Genomic DNA, 19,827 nt, shown 5'->3' with positions numbered 1-19,827 from the left:
AGTTGCAGCTAAGAAGCCGGTAGCGAAGAAAGCCGTCGCCGCCAAGAAGCCCGCAGCGAAAAAAGTTGCAGCTAAGAAGCCGGTAGCGAAGAAAGCCGTCGCCGCCAAGAAGCCCACAGCGAAAAAAGTTGCAGCTAAGAAGCCGGTAGCGAAGAAAGTCGTCGCCGCCAAGAAGCCCGCAGCGAAAAAAGTTGCAGCTAAGAAGCCGGTAGCGAAGAAAGTCGTCGCCGCCAAGAAGCCAGTTGCTAAAAAGGTTGTGGCTAAGAAGCCAGTGGTGGCAAGCAAGCCGGTAGTAGCTCCAGTCGTTACAGCACCGGCACCTTCCGCGCCGCCGCCTGTACGTCCGGCTGCGACCTGGCCCTTTCCGACACCAGGTATCGGCAAGCCTAACTAAGGCTGCGGGAGGCTGTGAAAGCAGCCCCGACTCGTTGTATAGGTAGGGGCTGATTCACGTTTAATGTGCGAGCAGGTGCTTGCCGGCTAAATGCGCCCGGCGGTGGGGCTAGTCTTCGCCGATTCCGCGTGTGTGAGCTATTGCCACGCATATCAAGGCTGTCCTTTGCGTTCTGAGCCTGCGGCTCAGTGACGATATGCACGTATCATTGAGCATCGAGCAGATGCCGTAGATGTTGCTCGCATTCGCGATCGGCACAGTAATTCGACCGGACTCCTATGGAGTTCGTCTTTCTTCTTGCTACATGTGCAATCAGTCCATTTTAAGAACAGCTGCGCTTGCGAGCGGATGGCGTGAGGATTCTGCACGCGCCGACATATCCAGTGCAGCCCTGTAGAATCATGCCATGTGAGCAGCGCGTGAAGTGTGCAGGCAAGCGTTCCGGGTATACGCCCGTATGACTGCTCGTTTGGCAACGATGACGCTCGTCATTTGAATCATTCCTTTCTGAATGCTGGTCATGGATCATATCTCTGATGTTATATAGCGCACCCATCCCCTACCTGGAAGATGCTAGCCCCTACTTCGTGGCGGTTCGGGATTGGACGTGGGCTGCATGGCTGGATAGCGGCAATATCGGACGCTTTGACATCATCGTTGCCAATCCGGTCGCCACACTGGTGACGCAAGGCGAGCAAACGACCATATGCAGAACATCCGGCATGCTGGAGCCCAGTGACGACCCATTCGATTTGATTCGCGCTGAACTGGGGGCAGTGGTCGAGCTGTATCCGGATATTCCGTTTGCGGGGGGCGCGTTGGGGTATTGGAGTTACGACCTTGCCCGGAGATATCAGCGTTCACCGGAATACACGCAAGACGCAGAGCAGTTGGCTCAGATGGCGGTTGCGATCTATGACTGGGCGATACTCGTCGATCATCAGGAAAGGGCGGCGCGATTGGTGTCGCGTTTGAGATATCCCCAGACCGAAGCCATGCTGGAGCAAGTGCTGCACAGAATAGGGATCGCTCAGTCTGCAGAGCAGAGATGCGCGCAATTTTCCGTGCAAGAAGCTGTCACCTCCAATATGTCGCCAGACGAATACAGGCAGGCCTATGAGAAGGTGCAAGCATATTTGCTGGAGGGAGACTGCTACCAAGTCAATCTGGCGCAGCGATTCACCGCCAAAGCATCGGGTGACGCATTCGCTGCGTACCAGGAATTGCGCAGGCTCAGTCCCGCCCCTTACTCGGCATTCATGGATTGGCCGCTCGCGCAGATACTCTGCGCGTCCCCGGAGCGTTTCCTGCAAGTCCAGCTGGGCAAGGTAGAAACAAAACCGATAAAAGGCACTCGCGCGCGGTCGTGCGACAATGAGGAAGATGAGCGCTTGGCGCATGACCTGCTGCGGAATCCCAAAGATCGCGCTGAGAACCTGATGATCGTCGACTTGCTGCGCAATGACTTGAGCAAGAGTTGCGAGGCAGGGTCGGTACGAACGCCGAAACTGTTCGAGCTGGAAAGTTATGCAAATGTGCACCATCTTGTCAGCACCATCGAGGGCCGTCTGCAAGACGGCCGTGATGCCTTGCATGTATTGCGAGACTGTTTCCCTGGAGGTTCGATCACGGGTGCACCCAAGCAGCGGGCGATGGAGATCATCGAGCATCTGGAGCCGAATCTCAGAGGTGTTTATTGCGGCAGCATCGGCTATATAGGTTTTGACGGGCAGATGGATACCAATATCGCTATCCGGACCATGGTGTATTCGGACGGGGAGATATGCTGCTGGGCCGGAGGCGGGATCGTGGCAGACTCGCGTTGCGACGAGGAATATCAGGAGACATTTGATAAAGCCAGCGTGATGCTGGAGATCTACAAGCGTTTCTCGAGTTAGTTACAGGTTTAAGCGATGTTCTTCAGGCGGGCGATGCGCACGACTTCGGGGATCTTGCGCAGATTGCGCATGATGTTGGCCAGATGCAGACGATTGTTCACCTGCAGCGTGAAATAGGTCGCGGTATATTCACCTTCATTGCTGAAATTCACGTTCTCGATATTGGAATCCGCATCGGCGATCGCCGCAGCCACTTTTGCCAAAACGCCGCGCCGGTTGGCAACGATCAGCTTGATGCTGACATCGAAGGAGCGACTGATGTTCTTGTCCCACATCACATCCAGCCATTGCTCGCTGCCGCGCCCCTTGCGCAAGGTCGGGCAGTCATGTGTGTGCACGATCAGACCCTGGCCGCTTTTGATGATGCCGATGATAGGGTCGCCGGGGATCGGACGGCAGCACTTTGCGAATTGCACTGCCATGCCTTCCGTGCCCTGAATGGTGACCACGGCATTGCCCAAGGCATCGCTGGATATGGTGTCGCCAAGGCTGGCGAGTTGTTTGGCAACCACCATATTGAGGCGGCGTCCGAGTCCGATGTCGGCAAATATATCCTGCTGCGATTTGACGCCGGTATCGCGCAATAATTTTTCCCAGTGCGATTCATCTATGTCCTGCAGCTTCAAACCGAGGGCACTGAATGCTTGGGACAGCAAACGCTCTCCGAGCCGCGCGGATTCGTTCAGGTGCATGGTCTTCAGAGCGTGGCGGATCTCGCTGCGCGCTTTGCTGGTGACGACATATCCCAGCCATGCGGGATTCGGATGCGCCTGCGGTGCGGTGATGATCTCCACGCGGTCACCGTTGCGCAGCTCGGTGCGCAACGGGACCAGTTCGGAATTGACTTTGCAGGCCACGCAGCGATTGCCGATGTCAGTGTGTACGGAAAACGCGAAATCGACTGTCGTCGCGCCGCGCGGCAGGGCGAAGATCTTGCCCTTGGGTGAGAACACGTAGACCTCGTCCGGAAACAGATCGATCTTGAGGTGTTCCAGGAATTCGACCGAGTCGCCACTTTGTGCCAGGCTCTCCAGCAGGCTCTGCAACCACTGGTGAGTCTTCTGCTGCAACTCATTGATCTGGGTGTCGCTGGCTTTATACAGCCAATGCGAAGCCACGCCGCTCTCCGCAAGTTTGTCCATCTCATGCGTGCGTATCTGCACTTCGATCGGTGTGCCGAATGGGCCGAACAGGGTCGTGTGCAGCGACTGGTAGCCATTGGCCTTGGGAATGGCGATGTAGTCCTTGAACTTCCCCGGGAAAGGTTTGTACAGGCTGTGCAAAACACCCAGCGCAAAGTAACAGGACGGGATGTCGTCGACCAGGATGCGGAAGCCGTAAATATCCAGGACCTGGGCGAATGCCAGCGACTTGCTTTGCATCTTCTGATAGATGCCGAACAAGTGTTTCTCGCGTCCCTTGACTTCGGCCTTGATATGGTTGGCGTCCAGGCGCTGCCCTATCGACTCGAGTATCTTGCTGACCACTTCGCGACGATTGCCGCGGGCGACCTTGAGTGCCTTGGAGAGCACGGCGTAGCGGTTGGGATGCAGATACTTGAAGCTGAGATCCTCAAGCTCCTGATAGATGGTGTTCAGTCCGAGACGGTTTGCGATGGGGGCATAGATATCCATCGTCTCGCGCGCGATGCGCGCACTTTTGTGGGCGGAAACGGAATCAAGCGTTCGCATATTGTGCAAACGGTCGGCGAGTTTGATCAGGATCACGCGCACATCGCGCGCCATCGCCATCAGCATCTTGCGGAAGTTCTCCGCTTGGGCATCTTCCAGCGTATCGAACTTCAGTTTGTCGATCTTGCTGAGGCCTTCAACCAAACCCGCCACGGCGGGCCCGAACCGTTCCGAGACTTCCTCGACGGTGACAGAGGTGTCTTCGACGACGTCGTGCAGCAAAGCGGCATTGATGGCGTGCACGTCCAGATGCAAAGGCGTAAGGATGCGTGCTACGGCGATGGGGTGGGTGACGTAAGGTGCGCCGGACTGGCGCATCTGGCCTGCATGGGCAGCGTGGCTGAAATCCAGCGCTGACTGGATCTGTGTTACGTCTTCCGCCTTGAGATAAGCGGAGACTTCCTGCAGGAGCGCTTCAGCATCGGCTTGGGACATTTATTCGCTCCGCTGAGGTCCTGCAGGGATAAGGGATCAGGCCATGCCGCGGTTCAGGATCTCGATGCCGACCTTGCCTTCGCTGATCTCGCGCAGTGCGACGACGGTCGGCTTGTCCTTGCTGGTTTCGACCAGATGGTTGGCACCGTTGGCCAGCTGGCGGGCGCGATAGGCGGCTGCCAGTGTCAGCTCAAAGCGGTTAGGTATATAAGCCATGCAATCTTCGACGGTGATACGTGCCATGATCAATTCTCCGGTGTCTGTAATTGGTTGATAAGTTGCTGGTGCCTGGAGATCTGTCTCGATCCGCGCAGGCGGGCGGCCAGCACGACGGATTCAAGCTCGTGCAGTGCACTGTTCAGGTCTTCGTTGATGATAACATAATCGAATTCAGCGACATGGGCGACGTCGTCACGCACAGCCGCGAGGCGCTTGGCGATGACGCCTGGATCATCCGTGCCGCGCCCGTTCAGCCGTTGCGCCAAGGCTTCCTGCGAGGGAGGCAGGATAAAGATGGATACGCAAGCGGGGAATATCTTGCGAACTTGCGCGGCACCCTGCCAGTCGATCTCCAGCAGGATATCGCGACCTTTGGCGGTCTCTTCGGCGATCCATTTTTGGGAAGTGCCATAGAGATTCCCATAGACTTCTGCGCTCTCAAGAAACTCACCACGCTTGGCCATTTCGAGAAAAATCTCTCGACTGACGAAATGATAGTGTTTGCCGTCTATCTCGCCGTCACGTGGCGCGCGCGTCGTATAGGAAACGGACAGCCCGATCTGCGGGTCATGTTCGAGCAGGGCGTGCACCAGACTGGTTTTCCCCGCGCCTGAAGGGGCGCTGATGACGATAAGACTTCCTGGCATGCTGTTCTCCTATTCGATGTTCTGTACTTGTTCGCGCATCTGCTCGATCAATAATTTGATATCCATCGCGCAACGCGAGACTTCTGTATCCACAGATTTGGAACCTAATGTATTGGCTTCTCTGTGCAACTCCTGCATCATGAAATCCAGACGCTTGCCGACGATGCCGCCCTTGTCTATGACGCGCCGGACTTCGGCAAGGTGGGTGTGCAGGCGGGAGAGTTCTTCATCCACATCGATTTTGCTGGCATACAGAGTGATCTCTTGCCGAACACGTTCGTCGTCTTCGCTGCCCAGCGCTTCAAGCAGGCGTGCACGCAGTTTGACTTCGTAGCCGGCGATGGCAGCGGGGATGCGTGGCGCGACATCCAGCCGCAGCTTTTCTATACCTTTCACACGTTCAAGCAGGAAACTCGCGAGTTTCTCCCCCTCGCGTTGCCGGGCAGCCGCGAAATCCTGCAAAGCTTGCCGCAGCGCAGTTGCTACAGCGGCATGCAGCGACTCACTGGAAACGGAGGGGCTTTCGGTCACGCCGTTCCATTTCAGTATTTCGGAGATCGTCAATTCACCCGCTGCAGGGAGCACCTCGCGCACCTGAGCGCTCCAAGTGGAAAGTTGTTTGACGACCTCAAGATTGATCCCGCTTCCCGGCTGAACAGAGGTGCGAGAGAGGAGATTGATGCGGCATTCGACCTTGCCGCGGCTGATCTGGGCAGATATCTGCTCGCGCAACATGGGTTCGAGTGCGCGTAATTCGTCCGGCATCCGCAATTGCAGATCCAGATAGCGATGATTGACCGAGCGCAACTCAAGCGAGAGCGAGCCGACATCAAGTTCGGCGGTGGCTACGGCATAGCCGGTCATGCTGAAAATCATCAAAACTCCAAGCGGGAGGAAAAAAGACGGACTGAACCGCGCGCATTATATTACGATTGCGCCCAGTCGCCGTGCACGCACATCGTTGCGGGCAGGCAAACAGCGGGAAAATGAATGAAGTTCGCTATCCACCAAGCCAACCATATCGGCGGGCGCAAATACAATCAGGATCGTGTGGGCTATGCCTATACCAATGATGCCTTGCTGCTCGTGCTGGCGGACGGGATGGGCGGGCATCTGCATGGCGAGATCGCTGCGCAGATCGCGGTCTACACCTTCATGCGCGCATTCAGCCGTTTGGAGTCGGGGCGGGTGAAAGAGCCGGAAGTGTTTTTGCGCGCGACCATGCGCGCAGGTCACGATGAGATCATCGATTATGCCCGCGAGCAGAATCTGGGCGGGAATCCCGGCACCACCTGTGTGGCGGCGCTGGTGCAGGATGGCAAGGTATGGTTCGCGCATGCGGGCGACTCGCGCTTTTACCTGTTGCGCCAAGGTGCGGTGCAGAATGTCACGCACGACCACTCGGTCGTTCAGCAATGGGCGGATTGGGGCATCATCAGCCCGGAAGAGATGCGTACCCATCCCGACCGCAACAAGATAACCAATTGTCTGGGTGGGGTGGAAGATATGTTCTACGCCGAGGTCGCACCCAGCGTCGACGTGCAGGATGGTGATATGTTGTTGTTATGCAGTGACGGTTTTTGGAGCCCGCTTGAGGAGACCGAAGTGACCAAGTTGCACGCAAGCAGTTATCTGCAAACCACACTGGGCGAATTGATCGATGTGGCCATCTACCGCGAAGGCGCGCGTGCCGACAACACCACGGCCGTAGTGGCGAGACTGGGTGCGGCAGAGCAGGATCATGCGACCGAATCGCCGGTGTGCGTGATACTCGAAGAAGGGGCGCCCGCATAGATCGCCGTGCGAGGCGGTATAATCCGCCTTCGATTTCTCTCACGGATTCATGCCATGCGCCCTAGCCAAAGACAGCCGGATCAACTCCGCGATATCTGCATTACCCGCCACTACACCAAACATGCCGAAGGCTCGGTACTCATCGAGTGCGGCGATACCAAAGTCATTTGCACTGCCAGCGTGGAAGAGCGTGTGCCGCCGCACAAGAAGGGCAGCGGCGAAGGCTGGGTGACGGCCGAATACGGCATGTTGCCGCGCTCGACAGGCAGTCGCATGGGGCGCGAAGCAGCCAAGGGCAAGCAATCCGGACGTACGCAAGAGATCCAGCGCCTGATCGGGCGCAGTCTGCGTGCCGTGGTTGACCTCGCCAAGCTCGGCGAACGCACCATCACGCTGGACTGCGACGTGATCCAGGCGGATGGCGGTACGCGCACCGCCAGTATCACCGGTGCCTATGTCGCTTTGCATGACGCAGTGAGCAGTTTGCAGCAGCAGGGGTTGATCAAAGAGAATCCGCTCAAGGATTCAGTCGCGGCCATCTCGGTCGGCATCTACCAAGGCGTACCCGTGCTTGATCTCGATTACCCGGAAGACTCCGATTGCGACACCGATATGAACGTGGTGATGCTGGGGAGCGGCCACTTTGTAGAAGTGCAGGGTACGGCCGAGGGTCATCCTTTCTCACGCGAGGAGATGGATGTGTTGCTTGAGCTGGCTAAACTCGGTATCGGGCAACTGGGCGAGATGCAACGCACGGCTTTGGCGCAATGAACAAGCTGGTCATCGCTTCGAACAATGCTGGCAAGTTGCGCGAATTCCAGCGCATGTTGTCGCCGCTAGGCATCGAGGTGCTGACGCAATCCCAGCTTGGCATCGCCGAGGCGGAAGAGCCGCACTGCACTTTCGTCGAGAATGCACTGGCCAAGGCGCGGCATGTCAGCCGCGCGAGCGGCTTGCCCGCGCTGGCCGACGATTCCGGCATCTGTGTGGAGGCATTGGGTGGCGCGCCCGGCGTGATATCGGCGCGTTATGCAGGCGACAGCCCGAGATCCGATGCGCGCAACAATGAGAAGCTGATGCTGGATATGCAGGGCGTGGCGAACCGTCGCGCACACTATTATTGCGTACTGGTGTTGGTGCGCCACGCCGATGACCCGCAGCCTTTGATCGCCGAGGGCGAATGGCAAGGCGATATATTCCACGAGGAGCGCGGCGAAGGCGGCTTCGGCTACGACCCGATGTTCTGGCTGCCAGAATTCGGCAAGACCGCCGCTGAGCTCTCGCATGACGAAAAAGCAAAGGTCAGCCATCGCGCCAAGGCGCTGCAAGTGTTGATGCAGCGCTTTCCGCGCGCATGAATTCACAGACACTAAAGCCATTCGGTATCAAATCGCAGCCGGTGAATTTCCGGGTGCTGCCGCCCCTCTCGCTCTACATCCATATCCCCTGGTGTGTACGCAAATGTCCTTACTGCGACTTTAACTCGCATGAGGCGCCGGGTACGATCCCGGACCGAGAATACGTAGAAGCCTTGTTGCGCGATCTGGACTCGGCATTGCCCTTGATCTGGGGGCGCAAGGTCTACTCCATCTTCATCGGTGGTGGCACGCCCAGTTTGTTATCGGGCGATGCGCTTACGCATCTGCTGACACAGGTGCGCATGCGCTTGCCGTTGGCGCATGAGGCGGAGATCACCCTGGAGGCGAATCCGGGCACGGTCGAGGCGGACAAATTCTCGGCATTCCGCGAAGCCGGGGTGAACAGATTGTCTCTCGGCATCCAGAGTTTTAACGATAGCCATCTGCAGGCCTTGGGTCGCATCCACTCAGGTGACGAAGCGAAGCGCGCGATCGATATCGCGCAGACCCACTTCGATAACATCAATCTGGACCTGATGTACGCTTTGCCCGGCCAATCGCAGGAGGAGGCATTACTGGATGTGCGATCTGCCCTGTCTTTTGCCCCGCAACATCTGTCCTGCTATCACCTGACGCTGGAACCGAACACACTTTTCGCACACAACCCACCCCAACTGCCGGACGATGATGCGAGTAGCGAGATGCAGTTGGGGATCGAAACACTATTGGCTGAGCATGGCTACCAGCACTACGAGACCTCAGCGTTCGCCAAACTTGGTAAGCACTCCCGCCACAATCTGAATTACTGGCAATTCGGCGATTACCTCGGCATCGGCGCGGGTGCGCACAGCAAGCTGAGTTTTCACGACAGGGTGATACGCCAAGCCCGGCATAAACAACCCAAGACATACATGGATGGTGTGGTGCATGGAAAGCAGGTGCAGAGTGAACAGGTGCTGGGCAAGGATGACCTTGCTTTTGAATTCATGATGAATGCCTTGCGGCTGAACGGCGGATTCGAAGAGCACTTGTTTCAGGAGCGCACCAGTTTTCCCTTGCTGTTGATTCGGCATGAGCTGGGGCGGGCGGAGCAAAAAGGATTGCTGACGCGCGAGGCGAGGCGCATCGCGCCGACCGAGCTAGGGCGGCGCTTCCTGAATGATCTGCTACAGGTCTTTCTTGCGGCGGAAAACTAGATCCCGGACGCCATGGCCAAGACGTATGCCGCGTTGCTCAAATTTGGTGAGCGGGCGGTATTCAGGGCGGGGTGCGTAATCGGCAGCAGTATTCTCTAGCTGTTGCTCAGAACTAAAGACATCCAGTATCTGTTCCGCATATTCCTGCCAGTCCGTCGCGGCATGGATATATCCACCGGGTTTGAGTTTAAGTGCCAGCTTCTCTATGAACGGAGCCTGGATCAGACGGCGCTTATGATGGCGAGCCTTATGCCACGGGTCGGGGAAGAAGATGTGCACGCCGTCCAGCGAATTGTCGGGAATCATGTCGCGCAGCACTTCGACCGCGTCGTGCTGGATGATGCGGATATTGTCTATCGATTGCGCTTCGATCAGCTTGAGCAGGTTGCCGACGCCAGGTGTGTGCACTTCCAGTGTCAGATAATCGATCTCGGGGTGGGCGGAGGCAATGGTCGCCGTGCTGTCGCCCATGCCGAAACCAATCTCGAGCACCTTCGCTGCGCTGCGTCCAAAAGCCTGATCCAGATCGAGCGGTCGTGCCACATAAGGGATGCCGTAGCGCGGCAACAGCGTATCGACAGCGCGCCGCTGGGCTACTGAAAGGTGGCCCTGACGCAGGACGAAGCTTCTAATGTGCCGCTGGCGAAAGTCTTCAGGCGCAGTCATCAGCTACGAACCGAAGCGATGATGCCTGCGGTTGGTGAGCTGGGGCTGGCGCTATAGAGCTTCTTGGGCATGCGTCCGGCGAGATAGGCTTCGCGCCCGGCTTCCACGCCTTTCTTCATCGCCGAAGCCATCAATACCGGATCCTTCGCGGCGGCAATGGCCGTGTTCATCAGCACGCCGTCGCAGCCCAGTTCCATGGCGATGGCGGCATCGGAAGCAGTGCCCACGCCGGCATCCACAATAACCGGCACTTGCACGCGCTCCATGATCAGTTGCAGGTTCCACGGGTTCAGGATACCCATGCCAGAGCCGATCAGAGAGGCCAGCGGCATGATCGCTGCGCAGCCGATGTCTTCCAATTGCTTGGCAACGATGGGATCGTCCGAGGTGTAGACCATGACTTGGAATCCTTCGGCGACCAAAATTTTGGCTGCGGCAATGGTTTCGATCACATTGGGGTAGAGGGACTGCGGGTCACCCAGTACTTCCAGTTTGACCAGCGAATGGCCATCCAACAATTCGCGCGCCAGACGCAAAGTGCGCACCGCGTCATCGGCACTGTAGCAACCGGCCGTGTTGGGCAGGTAGGTGAATTTGGAAGGTGGCACGGCGTCGAGCAGGTTGGGCTCGTTGGCGTTCTGCCCCAGGTTGGTGCGCCGGATCGCAACCGTGACAATCTCGGCGCCACTGGCATCCAGCGCTGCACGAGTTTCGGTGAAATCCTTGTATTTGCCGGTGCCGACCAGAAGCCGGGAAGAATAGCGCTTGCCTGCAATGGTTAAAGTGTCATTCATATATATATGTTCCAGAATTGTGCTTACCCGCCGCCTACGGCAGCCACTATTTCGAGCGTATCGCCATCTTCGAGTGCTTGAGAGGCGAACTGACTACGCGGGACGATCTCGCCGTTCCGTTCAAGCGCGATGCGCTTGCCGGTCAGGCCCATCTCTTCGATCAAAGCGGCGATGCTGAAGTTTGAGGTTAATTGGCGTGCTGCGCCGTTGATGCTGACTGTGATCACTTGATTGAATGATGCCCGTGTTAGAATCCGCGCCGCATTCTACACCATGCGGGTGTAGCTCAATGGTAGAGCAGAAGCTTCCCAAGCTTACGACGAGGGTTCGATTCCCTTCACCCGCTCCAGTCATAGTCCCCATCTCATTATCTCGAGAACATCCGCACGGCGAGCAAGGTTGCTTTTTGACTTATATCAAATCGTGCGTTGCCAAAATTTCATAGTATCCGCCCCGCTTTCGTTGCGAAGCAACCCGACGGTTTTAGTGGGGTATGCTTGGCTCGGAACCAATTTAGGCTTTACTTGTCGCGCTCGCACTGCGACAATTTGCCGCGCTGTAGGTTTGCAACAAAGTGTGCGTCCGGTACGCAGGAATATTTGGGTACTTGGCGCATTGGTATTTTTAATTTCGCTCTGGGGAGGAGACTACTGTGGAAGCTAATCAAGCGACACCAGTAAAGTACGATATGGAGGTTGTGCGTTGGTTCACCATCGCTGCCGCCATTTATGCATGTGTAGGTACGCTCATCGGTGTGTACGTCGCATCGGAGCTGGCTTGGCCGTTCCTGAACTTTGACATCGCCGAAATTACTTTCGGCCGTCTGCGTCCGCTGCATACCAACGCCGTGATCTTCGCGTTCGGTGGTTGTGCACTGATGGCGACAGGCTTCTACATCGTGCAGCGCACAGGCGCTACCAAGTTGTGGAGCAACGGACTGGCATGGGCAACTTTCATCGGTTGGAACCTGATCATCGTTTCCGCAGTGATCACGCTGCCGCTGGGCTGGACTTCCGGCAAGGAATACGCCGAGCTGGAGTGGCCGATCGATATCGCGATCGCAGTTGTCTGGCTGATGTACGGTTTCAACTACATCATGACCATCGGCATCCGCAAAACCTCGCACATCTACGTGTCTAACTGGTTCACCATGGGCATGATCGTGATGATCACGTATCTGCATGTGGTCAACAGCATGGCGATCCCTGTCAGCATGACTAACTCCTTCTCCATCTACTCTGGCGTTCAAGATGCCATGATCCAATGGTGGTGGGGTCACAATGCGGTTGGTTTCTACCTGACTGGTGGCTTCCTGGCGATCATGTACTACTTCGTTCCGAAGCAGGCTGGTCGTCCGGTGTTCTCCTATCGTCTCTCCGTGCTGCACTTCTGGGCGCTGACATTCGGCTATGTTTGGCTGGGTGCGCACCACCTGCAGTACACCGCTTTGCCTGACTGGACCGGCTCCTTGGGCGCCGCTGTCTCTCTGGCTATGATCATCCCGTCCTGGGGTGGTGCGATGAACGGTATGATGACCTTGTCCGGCGCTTGGGACCGTCTGCGTACCGACTACATCCTGCGCTTCCTCGTTGTGGCTTTGGCGTTCTACGCGATGTCCACTTTCGAAGGCCCTGTGATGTCCATCAAGACCGTTAACGCTCTGTCTCACTACACCGACTGGACTGTTGGTCACGTGCACTCCGGCGCTCTGGGCTGGATGGCGATGGTTGCCTACGGCGCGATGTACCACATGGTCAAAAAGCTGTGGGGCGTGGAGAAGATGTACTCCGAAGGCCTGGTGAACGTTCACTTTTGGCTGGCTACCATCGGTACCGTGGTCTACGTCGTGGCGATGTGGGTCTCCGGCATCATGCAGGGCCTGATGTGGCGCGACTACGATGAGTACGGCACGCTGACCTATACCTTCGTTGAATCTGTTTCCGCCATGCATCCGTACTACGCGATGCGTGCGATCGGCGGCCTGATCTTCAACATCGGTACCTGGATCGCTCTGTACAACATCGTGATGACTGTGCGCACTGCAAGTTCTGCACGCAGTGCCAGCGCTGTTCCGGCTAATGCATAAGGGGAGTGAATAATATGTCTGATCACGACAAAATCTACTCGACACAACTTCAGGACAAGACAGAGCGCAGTACGCTCCTGATGTTCGTGTTGACCGCAATCGCCGTGGCAATCGGCGGTATCGTGGAAATCGTGCCGCTGTTCTATCTGCCGAACACGGCGATGTGCCAGAACGATCCTACTTGTAACAACACGCAGCACAAGGATCTGAACGGCAACGTCATTCCGATGGACAAGATCATCTGGAATCCGGCTACTTCAGCAAGCAAGACGCTGAACGACTGGCAACCCGGTGACGGCGTTCGTCCATATAAGACGCTGGAGCTGGCAGGTCGTAACGTCTACATCCGCGAAGGCTGTTTCCTGTGTCACTCGCAGATGATCCGTCCGTTCCGCGACGAGAAAGACCGTTATGGCCACTACTCTATCGCTGAAGAGTCCATGTACGACCACACCTACCAGTGGGGTTCCAAGCGTACCGGTCCTGATCTGGCCCGTTTGGCAGGCAAGTACTCTGACGAGTGGCATCGTCGCCATCTGATGTATCCGCGCGATGTGGTGCCCGAGTCCGTGATGCCTAACTACTTCTGGCTGGCTGACAAGAAGGTGGACATCGCTGAGACTGTGGAAACCATGAAGGTTCTGACCATCATGCCGTTCAACCCGGTGCCGAAGACTATCTATACCGACGAGTATATCGCCGGTGCGGCGGCCGAGCTGGAAGGCAAGACCGACTTGGACGCTCTGATCGCCTACCTGCAGAGCATGGGTAACCACGTCAAGTTCGAAGAAGGCGTGAACTACCGTGATTAAACTGTTGGAGCACCTTGGTATGGATGTGCAGACCATGACGACCAATGACTGGCTGGGGGTGTTCTTTGCCCTGGTTGCCGCGATCGGCATGGTGGTGACCTATGTCATGGTGTTCCGACCGTCCAATAAGCAAAATTTCGAAGCCCAGAGCCGCATGGCTCTGGACGACGAGGACCCTATCAAATTGGGAGAAAAAAGATGAGCGACAAACACGATGCAAGCAGCGTGCCAACGACTGGGCACGTCTGGGATGACGATCTGGGTGACTATATCAATCAGCCGCCCAAGTGGTGGATGCTGGGCCTGACAGCCAGCGCGATCTGGTGTGTGGTGTACTGGCTGTATTACCCGGCATTCCCGATCTCCAACGCTGGTTACTTCACCAAGGGCCTTGGTGGTTGGACAGCGATCGGCGAGATGGAAGCTGACAAGAGCGTGGTGGACGAAGTGCGCGGCAAGTATGAAGCCAAGCTGAAGGACATGACGCCTGCTGCAATCCTGGCAGACAGCGAATTGACAGAGTACGTGACGCGTTCCGGCAAAGTGCTGTTCGGCGACAACTGTGCAGCCTGTCACGGCACCAACGGAGTCGGCACACACGACAAGTTCGGCCTGTTCGCACCTGTCCTGAATGACGATGACTGGCTGTTCGGTGGCACTATCGACACTATCCATGAGACCATTGCAGGCGGTCGTCAGGGCATGATGATGGCGCACGCTGACATGCTGTCCGAAGCCGAGATCGACACGCTGGCAAACGCAGTTGCAGCCGGCAAGCCGACCTCTACGCCGCTGTTCGCCGAGAAAGGCTGTACTGCCTGCCACGGTGAAGACGGTAAGGGTATGCAAGCCATGGGTTCTGCCAACCTGACCGACAGCGTGTGGCGTTTCGACAGCTCCGTCGAAGGCATCAAGTACACTATCAAAAATGGTGTGAATGCCGGTACGCCAGAGACTCGAGTGGCAGTGATGCCTGCGTTCCAGGGCGGCAAGCTGTCTGATGCAGAGATCAAGAAGCTGGCTGTGTATGTTTACAAGTTCGGCGGTGGTCAAGCGCAGTAATCTTGTGAGGCCTGCATGAGGGACTTGTGCAGGCCATAACGTAAGGAGAGCAGCTATGAATCAGGATATGGTTTTTTGGGGTGTAATCATTGCACTGGTAGGTTCAATTATTGTTCCGCTATGGCTGTTCTACAAGGCCTATACCAACGCAGTCAAAGCAGCCGAAGAGAAAGAAAAAGAGAAGCGCTAACAATGGCTTCATGCAAAAAGGAGGAGAGTCCGCTCTCCTCCTTTTTCATTTGTATGAAAAATCACTGAACTGCATGGGCTATAGCAGTAGAATCTCGCGCACGTGAAAGGTCGCCTGGCTAGTAGACAAGGCGACATAATGCGCATTCAGGAGGCGGTATGAATCAGGAAGTTGGCAAAAAAGAGCCGGGTGAAGTCACCACACTATATAACGAGTTTGAAACCTGGACAGTCAACACGGGTGGGCAAACCATCCACGCCAAGCGTATGCCGGGCTTCTTCCGCACTTTTAAGGATAGAGCGCAGCTGGCATTGTGGCTGCCTTTCTTTCTGCTTCCTTACCTGCGCTGGAATGGAAAACAAGCCATCCTGTTTGACATTGACCATAATCAGTTCCACTTCTTCAGTTTGACGGTGTTGCCGCAAGATATATGGATGCTGTCGCTGGTGCTGCTGGTGGCCGCGATGACGCTCTTCGCCGTGACTTCGGTGGCTTCGCGCGTGTGGTGCGGCTATTTCTGCTTCCAGACTGCATGGACTGACTGGTTCACTTGGCTCGAAGACAAGATAGAGGGGAATCCGACGGCCAGGCGCAAGCTTGATAGCGCGCCTTGGGGCTTGGATAAGCTGCGCAAGAAAGTACTTAAACACACACTTTGGGCGTTGATTGCGTTACTGACGGGTATCAGTTTCTCGATCTGGTTTGTGGATGCCTTCGACTATTGGAATAGGCTTATCCATTTGCAATTGCCGATGGTGGGCTGGGTGGTTCTCATCATGTTCTTCATTGGAACCTACATCCTGGCGGGCTTTCTGAGAGAGCAGACCTGCTTCTGGCTATGCCCGTACGCCCGTATCCAGGGGGTGATGACTGACAATCAGACCATATTGCCGACCTATGACTACACGCGCGGCGAACCGCGCGGAAAGATCCGCAAGGGAGGCGAGGCAGTTGCCCCTCAAGGGGACTGTATCGACTGTTTCCAGTGTGTGCAGGTCTGTCCGACAGGGGTGGATATCCGCAACGGTCAGCAATTGGGCTGTATCACCTGCGGGCTTTGCATCGATGCCTGCGATGTGGTGATGGACAAGATCAACAAACCGCGCGGTTTGATCCGCTATGCGTCGCTGGACGAACTCTCAGGTCAGCCTGCCAAGAAGATCTATCAGCATCCGCGCACGCTGGTATATCTCAGCATCATTTTGATCGCGCTAGCCGGCATCGTATGGGGTTTGACGCATATGGGCTCCATGATGCTGAAGATCGTACACGAGCGTCAGCCGTTGTACGTACAGATGAGCGATGGGTCCATCCAGAACAAGTTCGACTTCAAAGTACTGAACAAAACCGACAAGGACTTCAGAGTCAAGGTCACTGCCGAAGGTGGCGTGAAAGACCAGATCATCATCGGTGCGGAGCAAAGCCCGATGACACATCATGGCCGGCAAACATCCTTTACGATCTTTGTCAAAGCACCCTCCACCAACATCGTGAAAGATGTCGTGCCGATACAGTTCAGAGTCGAGAGCGTGGAAGATCCAAATGTATTTGCTGAGTACACCAGCAAATTCTACGGCCCTAACAAATAACGGAACAGACAGATGATTTCTCAAGATCACAAATCGGGGCTGCGTAACCCTTGGTTACTTGGCATGCTGGGCCTCATCGTGGTGGTGCTTGCGGTCAATGCAGCCTTTATCTGGTTCGCGACACATGACCAGTCATCGCTGATAGACCGCGAATACAAAACCAAGGACCGCAAGAGCAATACACAGTTACTCAGTGAATTGGGCAGGCAACAAGCATTGGGATGGAAGGCCACCATCAATAAGCCAAAATCCTTGATCCAAGGACAGCCTACGATGTACGAGATATCGGTGATGGACAAGGACGGCAAGCCTGTAAGCGGCGAGATGGAGGTAGAGGCATATCGCGCATCGGATGCCAGCAAAGACTTCATCACCGCATTCAAAGAAGTCGCAGCAGGGAATTATCAGGGTTACGTAAGCTTTCCGTTAAAGGGCTACTGGGAATTGCATATTCATCTCAAGCGCGGCAACGATGAGATCGCAGTAGATACAGAGCGATTCATGGTTGTAGAGGCGGCTCATTGATAGCGCTCTATCGATGAGCCACGGTAACAACGTTTCGGCAGGCTGCTTCCATTGCGGCCTGCCGATTCCGGCAGATGCCGAATTCGCGGCAGTACTCGAAGGCAAGCATAGGGATTTTTGCTGTTTTGGTTGTCAATCGGTATGCGGCGCCATCTATGAAGCAGGGTTGCAGGGCTATTATCAGCGCACGCCGGAAGGTGTTTTGCTGGCGCCGCCACCCGAGCCCCCCAAAGACATCGACATCTACGACTTCGATGAAGTCCAGCAGGAATTCACTTCTTGCTCGGGTGATGCGCGCGCTATCCACTTATTGGTTGAAGGTATCCACTGTGCGGCATGCGTATGGTTGATCGAGAGAGGCCTGAAAAAAGTGCCGGGTGTGCTCTCGGCTGAAGTCAATCTGGCAACCAAGCGCTTGCACGTGAAGTGGGATAACAGCAAGACCAAGTTATCAGACCTGATCAAAGCGCTGGTTCGTATCGGCTACTCGGCGGTGCCCTACGACCCTGAAAGCGCAGAAGGCGCCATAAAGAAAACCAATCGCGCCATGTTATTCAGGCTGTTCTTCGCCGGTTTTGCAGCAATGAACATGATGTGGATCGCCATCGCACTCTACAGCGGTGCCAATCAGGATGAGTTCCGCGGCTTTTTCCACTGGATGGGTCTGCTATTGGCAACGCCGACGCTGTTCTATTCGGGTTATCCCTTCTTCAAAGGCGCGGCTGGCGGACTCAGGGCGGGACATCTGACCATGGATCTGCCGATCGTGCTGGGATTGTCGGTCACTTTTGCTTACTCACTCTATGTCACGTTGACCAATAATCAGCACGGCGAAGTCTACTTCGACACCGTCACGAATCTGACCTTTGTCATTTTGATCGGGCGCTACCTTGAGGGTATGTTCAGGCACCAGGCGCTGTCAGCAACCAAGCGCCTGATGGAGCTTCAACCAAGAGTGGCAATGGTGATCAAGGAAGGCGTGGAAAAGATGACACCCATCCGCGCAGTGATGCTCGGGGATCAGGTGCTGGTAAAGCCGGGCTACACCGTCCCGGTCGACGGTGTGGTAATGGAAGGCAGCAGCGCAGTGGACGAATCGATGTTGAGCGGAGAGTCGGCGCCGGTAAACAAGTGTGTGGGCGACACTGTCTCCGCAGGGACCGTCAATACATCGGGGGCCTTGCTGGTTGAAGTGCGTAGCCAGCTGCAAGACACAACGCTCTCCAAGATCATCCGCCTGGTTGAGGAGGCGCAATCTTCGAAAGCGCCTATACAGCGACTGGCAGACACGATAGTGCCCTGGTTCGTGCTGGTGACGCTGCTGTGTGCATGTGTGACCTTTTTCATCTGGAACACGCAAGACTTTGAATTGGCGCTGATGGCGGCAACATCTGTGCTTATCATCACCTGTCCGTGCGCGCTTGGCATGGCTACACCTATGTCGATCGCGGTCGCATCCGGCCTTGGGGCCAAGCATGGCATCCTGGTAAAGAACGGGCTCGTGCTGGAAACCCTCTCCAGGGTGACGCACTTTGTTTTCGACAAGACCGGGACGCTGACAGAAGGAAAGATGAGTGTGGCGCAATCCGAGATCGCGGCGGGGGTGGATGCCGGGGCGATGATAGCCAAGGCGGCGGCGGCAGAACGCTACAGCGAACATAGCACTGCGCGCGCCATCGTTAATTTTGCGGAACATCACCAATACCCTTTCCGCGCCATCGAAGTGTATGGATTCCACGCAACCGCCGGCTTGGGTATCGCCGCTACGGTCGGCGGGCAAGAGATCAGGCTTGGCAGCGCGGGATGGCTGACACAGTGCGGTGTGGAGCTTGACGAGACATTGCAATCGCAGGCGCATCGCTGGGAGTCCCAGGCGATGAGTTGTGTTTATATGGCCTGCGCCGGTCGACATGTGGCGATATTCGGACTGGCAGACCAGTTGCGCGCAGATGCACAGCTGATGGTGGATGCCTTGCGTGAGGCCGGTATAGGCATGACTTTGCTGAGCGGCGACCGTCGTCCGGTGGCAGAAGCCATCGCCAGTCAATTGGGCGGGATGGAAGTGATCGCCGAGGTGATGCCACAGGACAAGGATCGGGTCATCCAGGGACTGCAACAGCGGGGCGAGATCGTGGCGATGGTGGGAGATGGCGTCAATGACGCGCCTGCCCTGATCCGATCCAATGTGGGTATCGCGCTGGGATCGGGAACCGATGTGTCCATCGATAGTGCGGATATCGTGCTGATGCACAATGAATTAAGCAAGGTGCTGCAGGCCACTCAACTGTCGCGGCGTACCTTGCTCACAATCAAGCAGAATATCGGTCTATCATTCGTATATAACCTGATCATGGTGCCTTTGGCCATGATGGCAAAGGTCAGTCCACTGGTGGCTGCGATCACCATGCCGATCAGTTCATTGATCGTGATTGGTAATGCAGCACGTATACGCACAATGTTCAGGAAGTGAG

The 19,827-nt window shown here is 56.2% G+C and carries 21 protein-coding genes and 1 tRNA gene; 15 read left to right on the top strand and 7 right to left on the bottom strand.

Features of this window, described 5'->3' with window-relative positions:
- Both ACYCZ5_RS12355 and pabB read left to right on the top strand, forming a co-directional pair.
- A partial coding sequence (locus ACYCZ5_RS12355; protein WP_461545102.1) for a histone H1-like repetitive region-containing protein occupies window positions 1-394 on the top strand: 394 nt, incomplete at its 5' end.
- A 536-nt stretch (window positions 395-930) separates the two neighbouring features.
- Complete coding sequence (pabB, locus tag ACYCZ5_RS12350) at window positions 931-2,292, top strand: aminodeoxychorismate synthase component I (RefSeq protein ID WP_461545101.1); 1,362 nt, start codon at window positions 931-933, stop codon at window positions 2,290-2,292.
- 8 nt (window positions 2,293-2,300) lie between these two features.
- Here the strand turns inward: pabB and ACYCZ5_RS12345 are convergent, their stop codons facing one another.
- The 4 genes from ACYCZ5_RS12345 to ACYCZ5_RS12330 are packed head-to-tail and all read right to left on the bottom strand — an operon-like array spanning window position 2,301 to window position 6,160.
- Window positions 2,301-4,418, bottom strand: a complete 2,118-nt coding sequence (locus ACYCZ5_RS12345) for a RelA/SpoT family protein (protein WP_461545100.1) — start codon at window positions 4,416-4,418, stop codon at window positions 2,301-2,303.
- A gap of 36 nt (window positions 4,419-4,454) precedes the next feature.
- Window positions 4,455-4,661 carry a DNA-directed RNA polymerase subunit omega gene (rpoZ, locus tag ACYCZ5_RS12340; protein ID WP_461545099.1) on the bottom strand — a complete coding sequence of 69 codons (207 nt, stop codon included), beginning with the start codon at window positions 4,659-4,661 and terminating at the stop codon, window positions 4,455-4,457.
- Window positions 4,662-4,663: 2 nt separating this feature from the next.
- Window positions 4,664-5,284 carry a guanylate kinase gene (gene gmk, locus ACYCZ5_RS12335; protein WP_461545098.1) on the bottom strand — a complete coding sequence of 207 codons (621 nt, stop codon included), beginning with the start codon at window positions 5,282-5,284 and terminating at the stop codon, window positions 4,664-4,666.
- 9 nt (window positions 5,285-5,293) lie between these two features.
- Complete coding sequence (locus tag ACYCZ5_RS12330) at window positions 5,294-6,160, bottom strand: YicC/YloC family endoribonuclease (RefSeq protein WP_461545097.1); 867 nt, start codon at window positions 6,158-6,160, stop codon at window positions 5,294-5,296.
- Window positions 6,161-6,274: 114 nt separating this feature from the next.
- Here ACYCZ5_RS12330 and ACYCZ5_RS12325 point away from each other — a divergent pair, with 114 nt between their 5' ends.
- From ACYCZ5_RS12325 to hemW, 4 genes are read left to right on the top strand one after another with little or no spacing between them, the layout of a single operon-like run.
- Window positions 6,275-7,078, top strand: coding sequence for a PP2C family protein-serine/threonine phosphatase (locus tag ACYCZ5_RS12325; protein ID WP_461545096.1), 804 nt, complete (start codon window positions 6,275-6,277; stop codon window positions 7,076-7,078).
- Window positions 7,079-7,132: 54 nt separating this feature from the next.
- The gene (gene rph / locus ACYCZ5_RS12320; RefSeq protein ID WP_461545095.1) at window positions 7,133-7,849 is read left to right on the top strand and encodes a ribonuclease PH; all 717 of its coding nucleotides are present in this window, start codon (window positions 7,133-7,135) and stop codon (window positions 7,847-7,849) included.
- Window positions 7,846-8,436 (top strand): RdgB/HAM1 family non-canonical purine NTP pyrophosphatase, encoded by a 591-nt coding sequence (gene rdgB / locus ACYCZ5_RS12315; RefSeq protein WP_461545094.1) that lies wholly within the window; start codon window positions 7,846-7,848, stop codon window positions 8,434-8,436. The genes rph and rdgB overlap by 4 nt, the downstream gene beginning before the upstream one ends.
- On the top strand, window positions 8,433-9,632 hold the full coding sequence (gene hemW, locus ACYCZ5_RS12310; RefSeq protein WP_461545093.1) for a radical SAM family heme chaperone HemW: 1,200 nt from the start codon (window positions 8,433-8,435) through the stop codon (window positions 9,630-9,632). Before rdgB ends, hemW begins: the two co-directional genes overlap by 4 nt.
- Here hemW and trmB read toward each other — a convergent pair.
- Genes trmB through thiS form a run of 3 tightly spaced genes read right to left on the bottom strand, consistent with a single transcriptional unit; the run spans window position 9,603 to window position 11,319 of the window.
- Window positions 9,603-10,298, bottom strand: a complete 696-nt coding sequence (gene trmB / locus ACYCZ5_RS12305) for a tRNA (guanosine(46)-N7)-methyltransferase TrmB (RefSeq protein WP_461545092.1) — start codon at window positions 10,296-10,298, stop codon at window positions 9,603-9,605. The genes hemW and trmB overlap by 30 nt on opposite strands.
- Window positions 10,298-11,092 (bottom strand): thiazole synthase, encoded by a 795-nt coding sequence (locus tag ACYCZ5_RS12300; RefSeq protein WP_461545091.1) that lies wholly within the window; start codon window positions 11,090-11,092, stop codon window positions 10,298-10,300. The genes trmB and ACYCZ5_RS12300 overlap by 1 nt, the downstream gene beginning before the upstream one ends.
- 23 nt (window positions 11,093-11,115) lie before the next feature.
- The gene (gene thiS / locus ACYCZ5_RS12295; protein WP_461545090.1) at window positions 11,116-11,319 is read right to left on the bottom strand and encodes a sulfur carrier protein ThiS; all 204 of its coding nucleotides are present in this window, start codon (window positions 11,317-11,319) and stop codon (window positions 11,116-11,118) included.
- Window positions 11,320-11,367: 48 nt separating this feature from the next.
- Between thiS and ACYCZ5_RS12290 the strand changes: the two genes are divergently transcribed.
- The 9 genes from ACYCZ5_RS12290 (at window position 11,368) to ACYCZ5_RS12250 (ending at window position 19,826) form a co-directional block, all read left to right on the top strand.
- Window positions 11,368-11,441: transfer RNA gene (locus ACYCZ5_RS12290), tRNA-Gly, on the top strand.
- Window positions 11,442-11,744: 303 nt separating this feature from the next.
- Window positions 11,745-13,178, top strand: a complete 1,434-nt coding sequence (gene ccoN, locus ACYCZ5_RS12285) for a cytochrome-c oxidase, cbb3-type subunit I (RefSeq protein ID WP_461545089.1) — start codon at window positions 11,745-11,747, stop codon at window positions 13,176-13,178.
- Window positions 13,179-13,192: 14 nt separating this feature from the next.
- Complete coding sequence (ccoO, locus tag ACYCZ5_RS12280) at window positions 13,193-13,990, top strand: cytochrome-c oxidase, cbb3-type subunit II (protein ID WP_461545088.1); 798 nt, start codon at window positions 13,193-13,195, stop codon at window positions 13,988-13,990.
- Window positions 13,991-14,009: 19 nt separating this feature from the next.
- Window positions 14,010-14,192 (top strand): cbb3-type cytochrome oxidase subunit 3, encoded by a 183-nt coding sequence (locus ACYCZ5_RS12275; RefSeq protein WP_461545087.1) that lies wholly within the window; start codon window positions 14,010-14,012, stop codon window positions 14,190-14,192.
- Window positions 14,189-15,052 (top strand): cytochrome-c oxidase, cbb3-type subunit III, encoded by an 864-nt coding sequence (gene ccoP / locus ACYCZ5_RS12270; protein WP_461545086.1) that lies wholly within the window; start codon window positions 14,189-14,191, stop codon window positions 15,050-15,052. Before ACYCZ5_RS12275 ends, ccoP begins: the two co-directional genes overlap by 4 nt.
- A gap of 55 nt (window positions 15,053-15,107) precedes the next feature.
- Window positions 15,108-15,242, top strand: a complete 135-nt coding sequence (locus ACYCZ5_RS12265) for a hypothetical protein (RefSeq protein WP_461545085.1) — start codon at window positions 15,108-15,110, stop codon at window positions 15,240-15,242.
- Between the two features lie 158 nt (window positions 15,243-15,400).
- Window positions 15,401-16,831 carry a cytochrome c oxidase accessory protein CcoG gene (gene ccoG / locus ACYCZ5_RS12260; protein ID WP_461545084.1) on the top strand — a complete coding sequence of 477 codons (1,431 nt, stop codon included), beginning with the start codon at window positions 15,401-15,403 and terminating at the stop codon, window positions 16,829-16,831.
- 12 nt (window positions 16,832-16,843) lie between these two features.
- On the top strand, window positions 16,844-17,356 hold the full coding sequence (locus ACYCZ5_RS12255) for a FixH family protein (RefSeq protein WP_461545083.1): 513 nt from the start codon (window positions 16,844-16,846) through the stop codon (window positions 17,354-17,356).
- Between the two features lie 13 nt (window positions 17,357-17,369).
- Window positions 17,370-19,826 carry a heavy metal translocating P-type ATPase gene (locus ACYCZ5_RS12250; protein ID WP_461545082.1) on the top strand — a complete coding sequence of 819 codons (2,457 nt, stop codon included), beginning with the start codon at window positions 17,370-17,372 and terminating at the stop codon, window positions 19,824-19,826.
- The last annotated feature ends 1 nt before the right edge of the window (window position 19,827 follow it).

The sequence above is a fragment of the Sideroxydans sp. genome (assembly GCF_054604835.1).
This window is presented reverse-complemented; position numbering and strand designations above follow the sequence as displayed.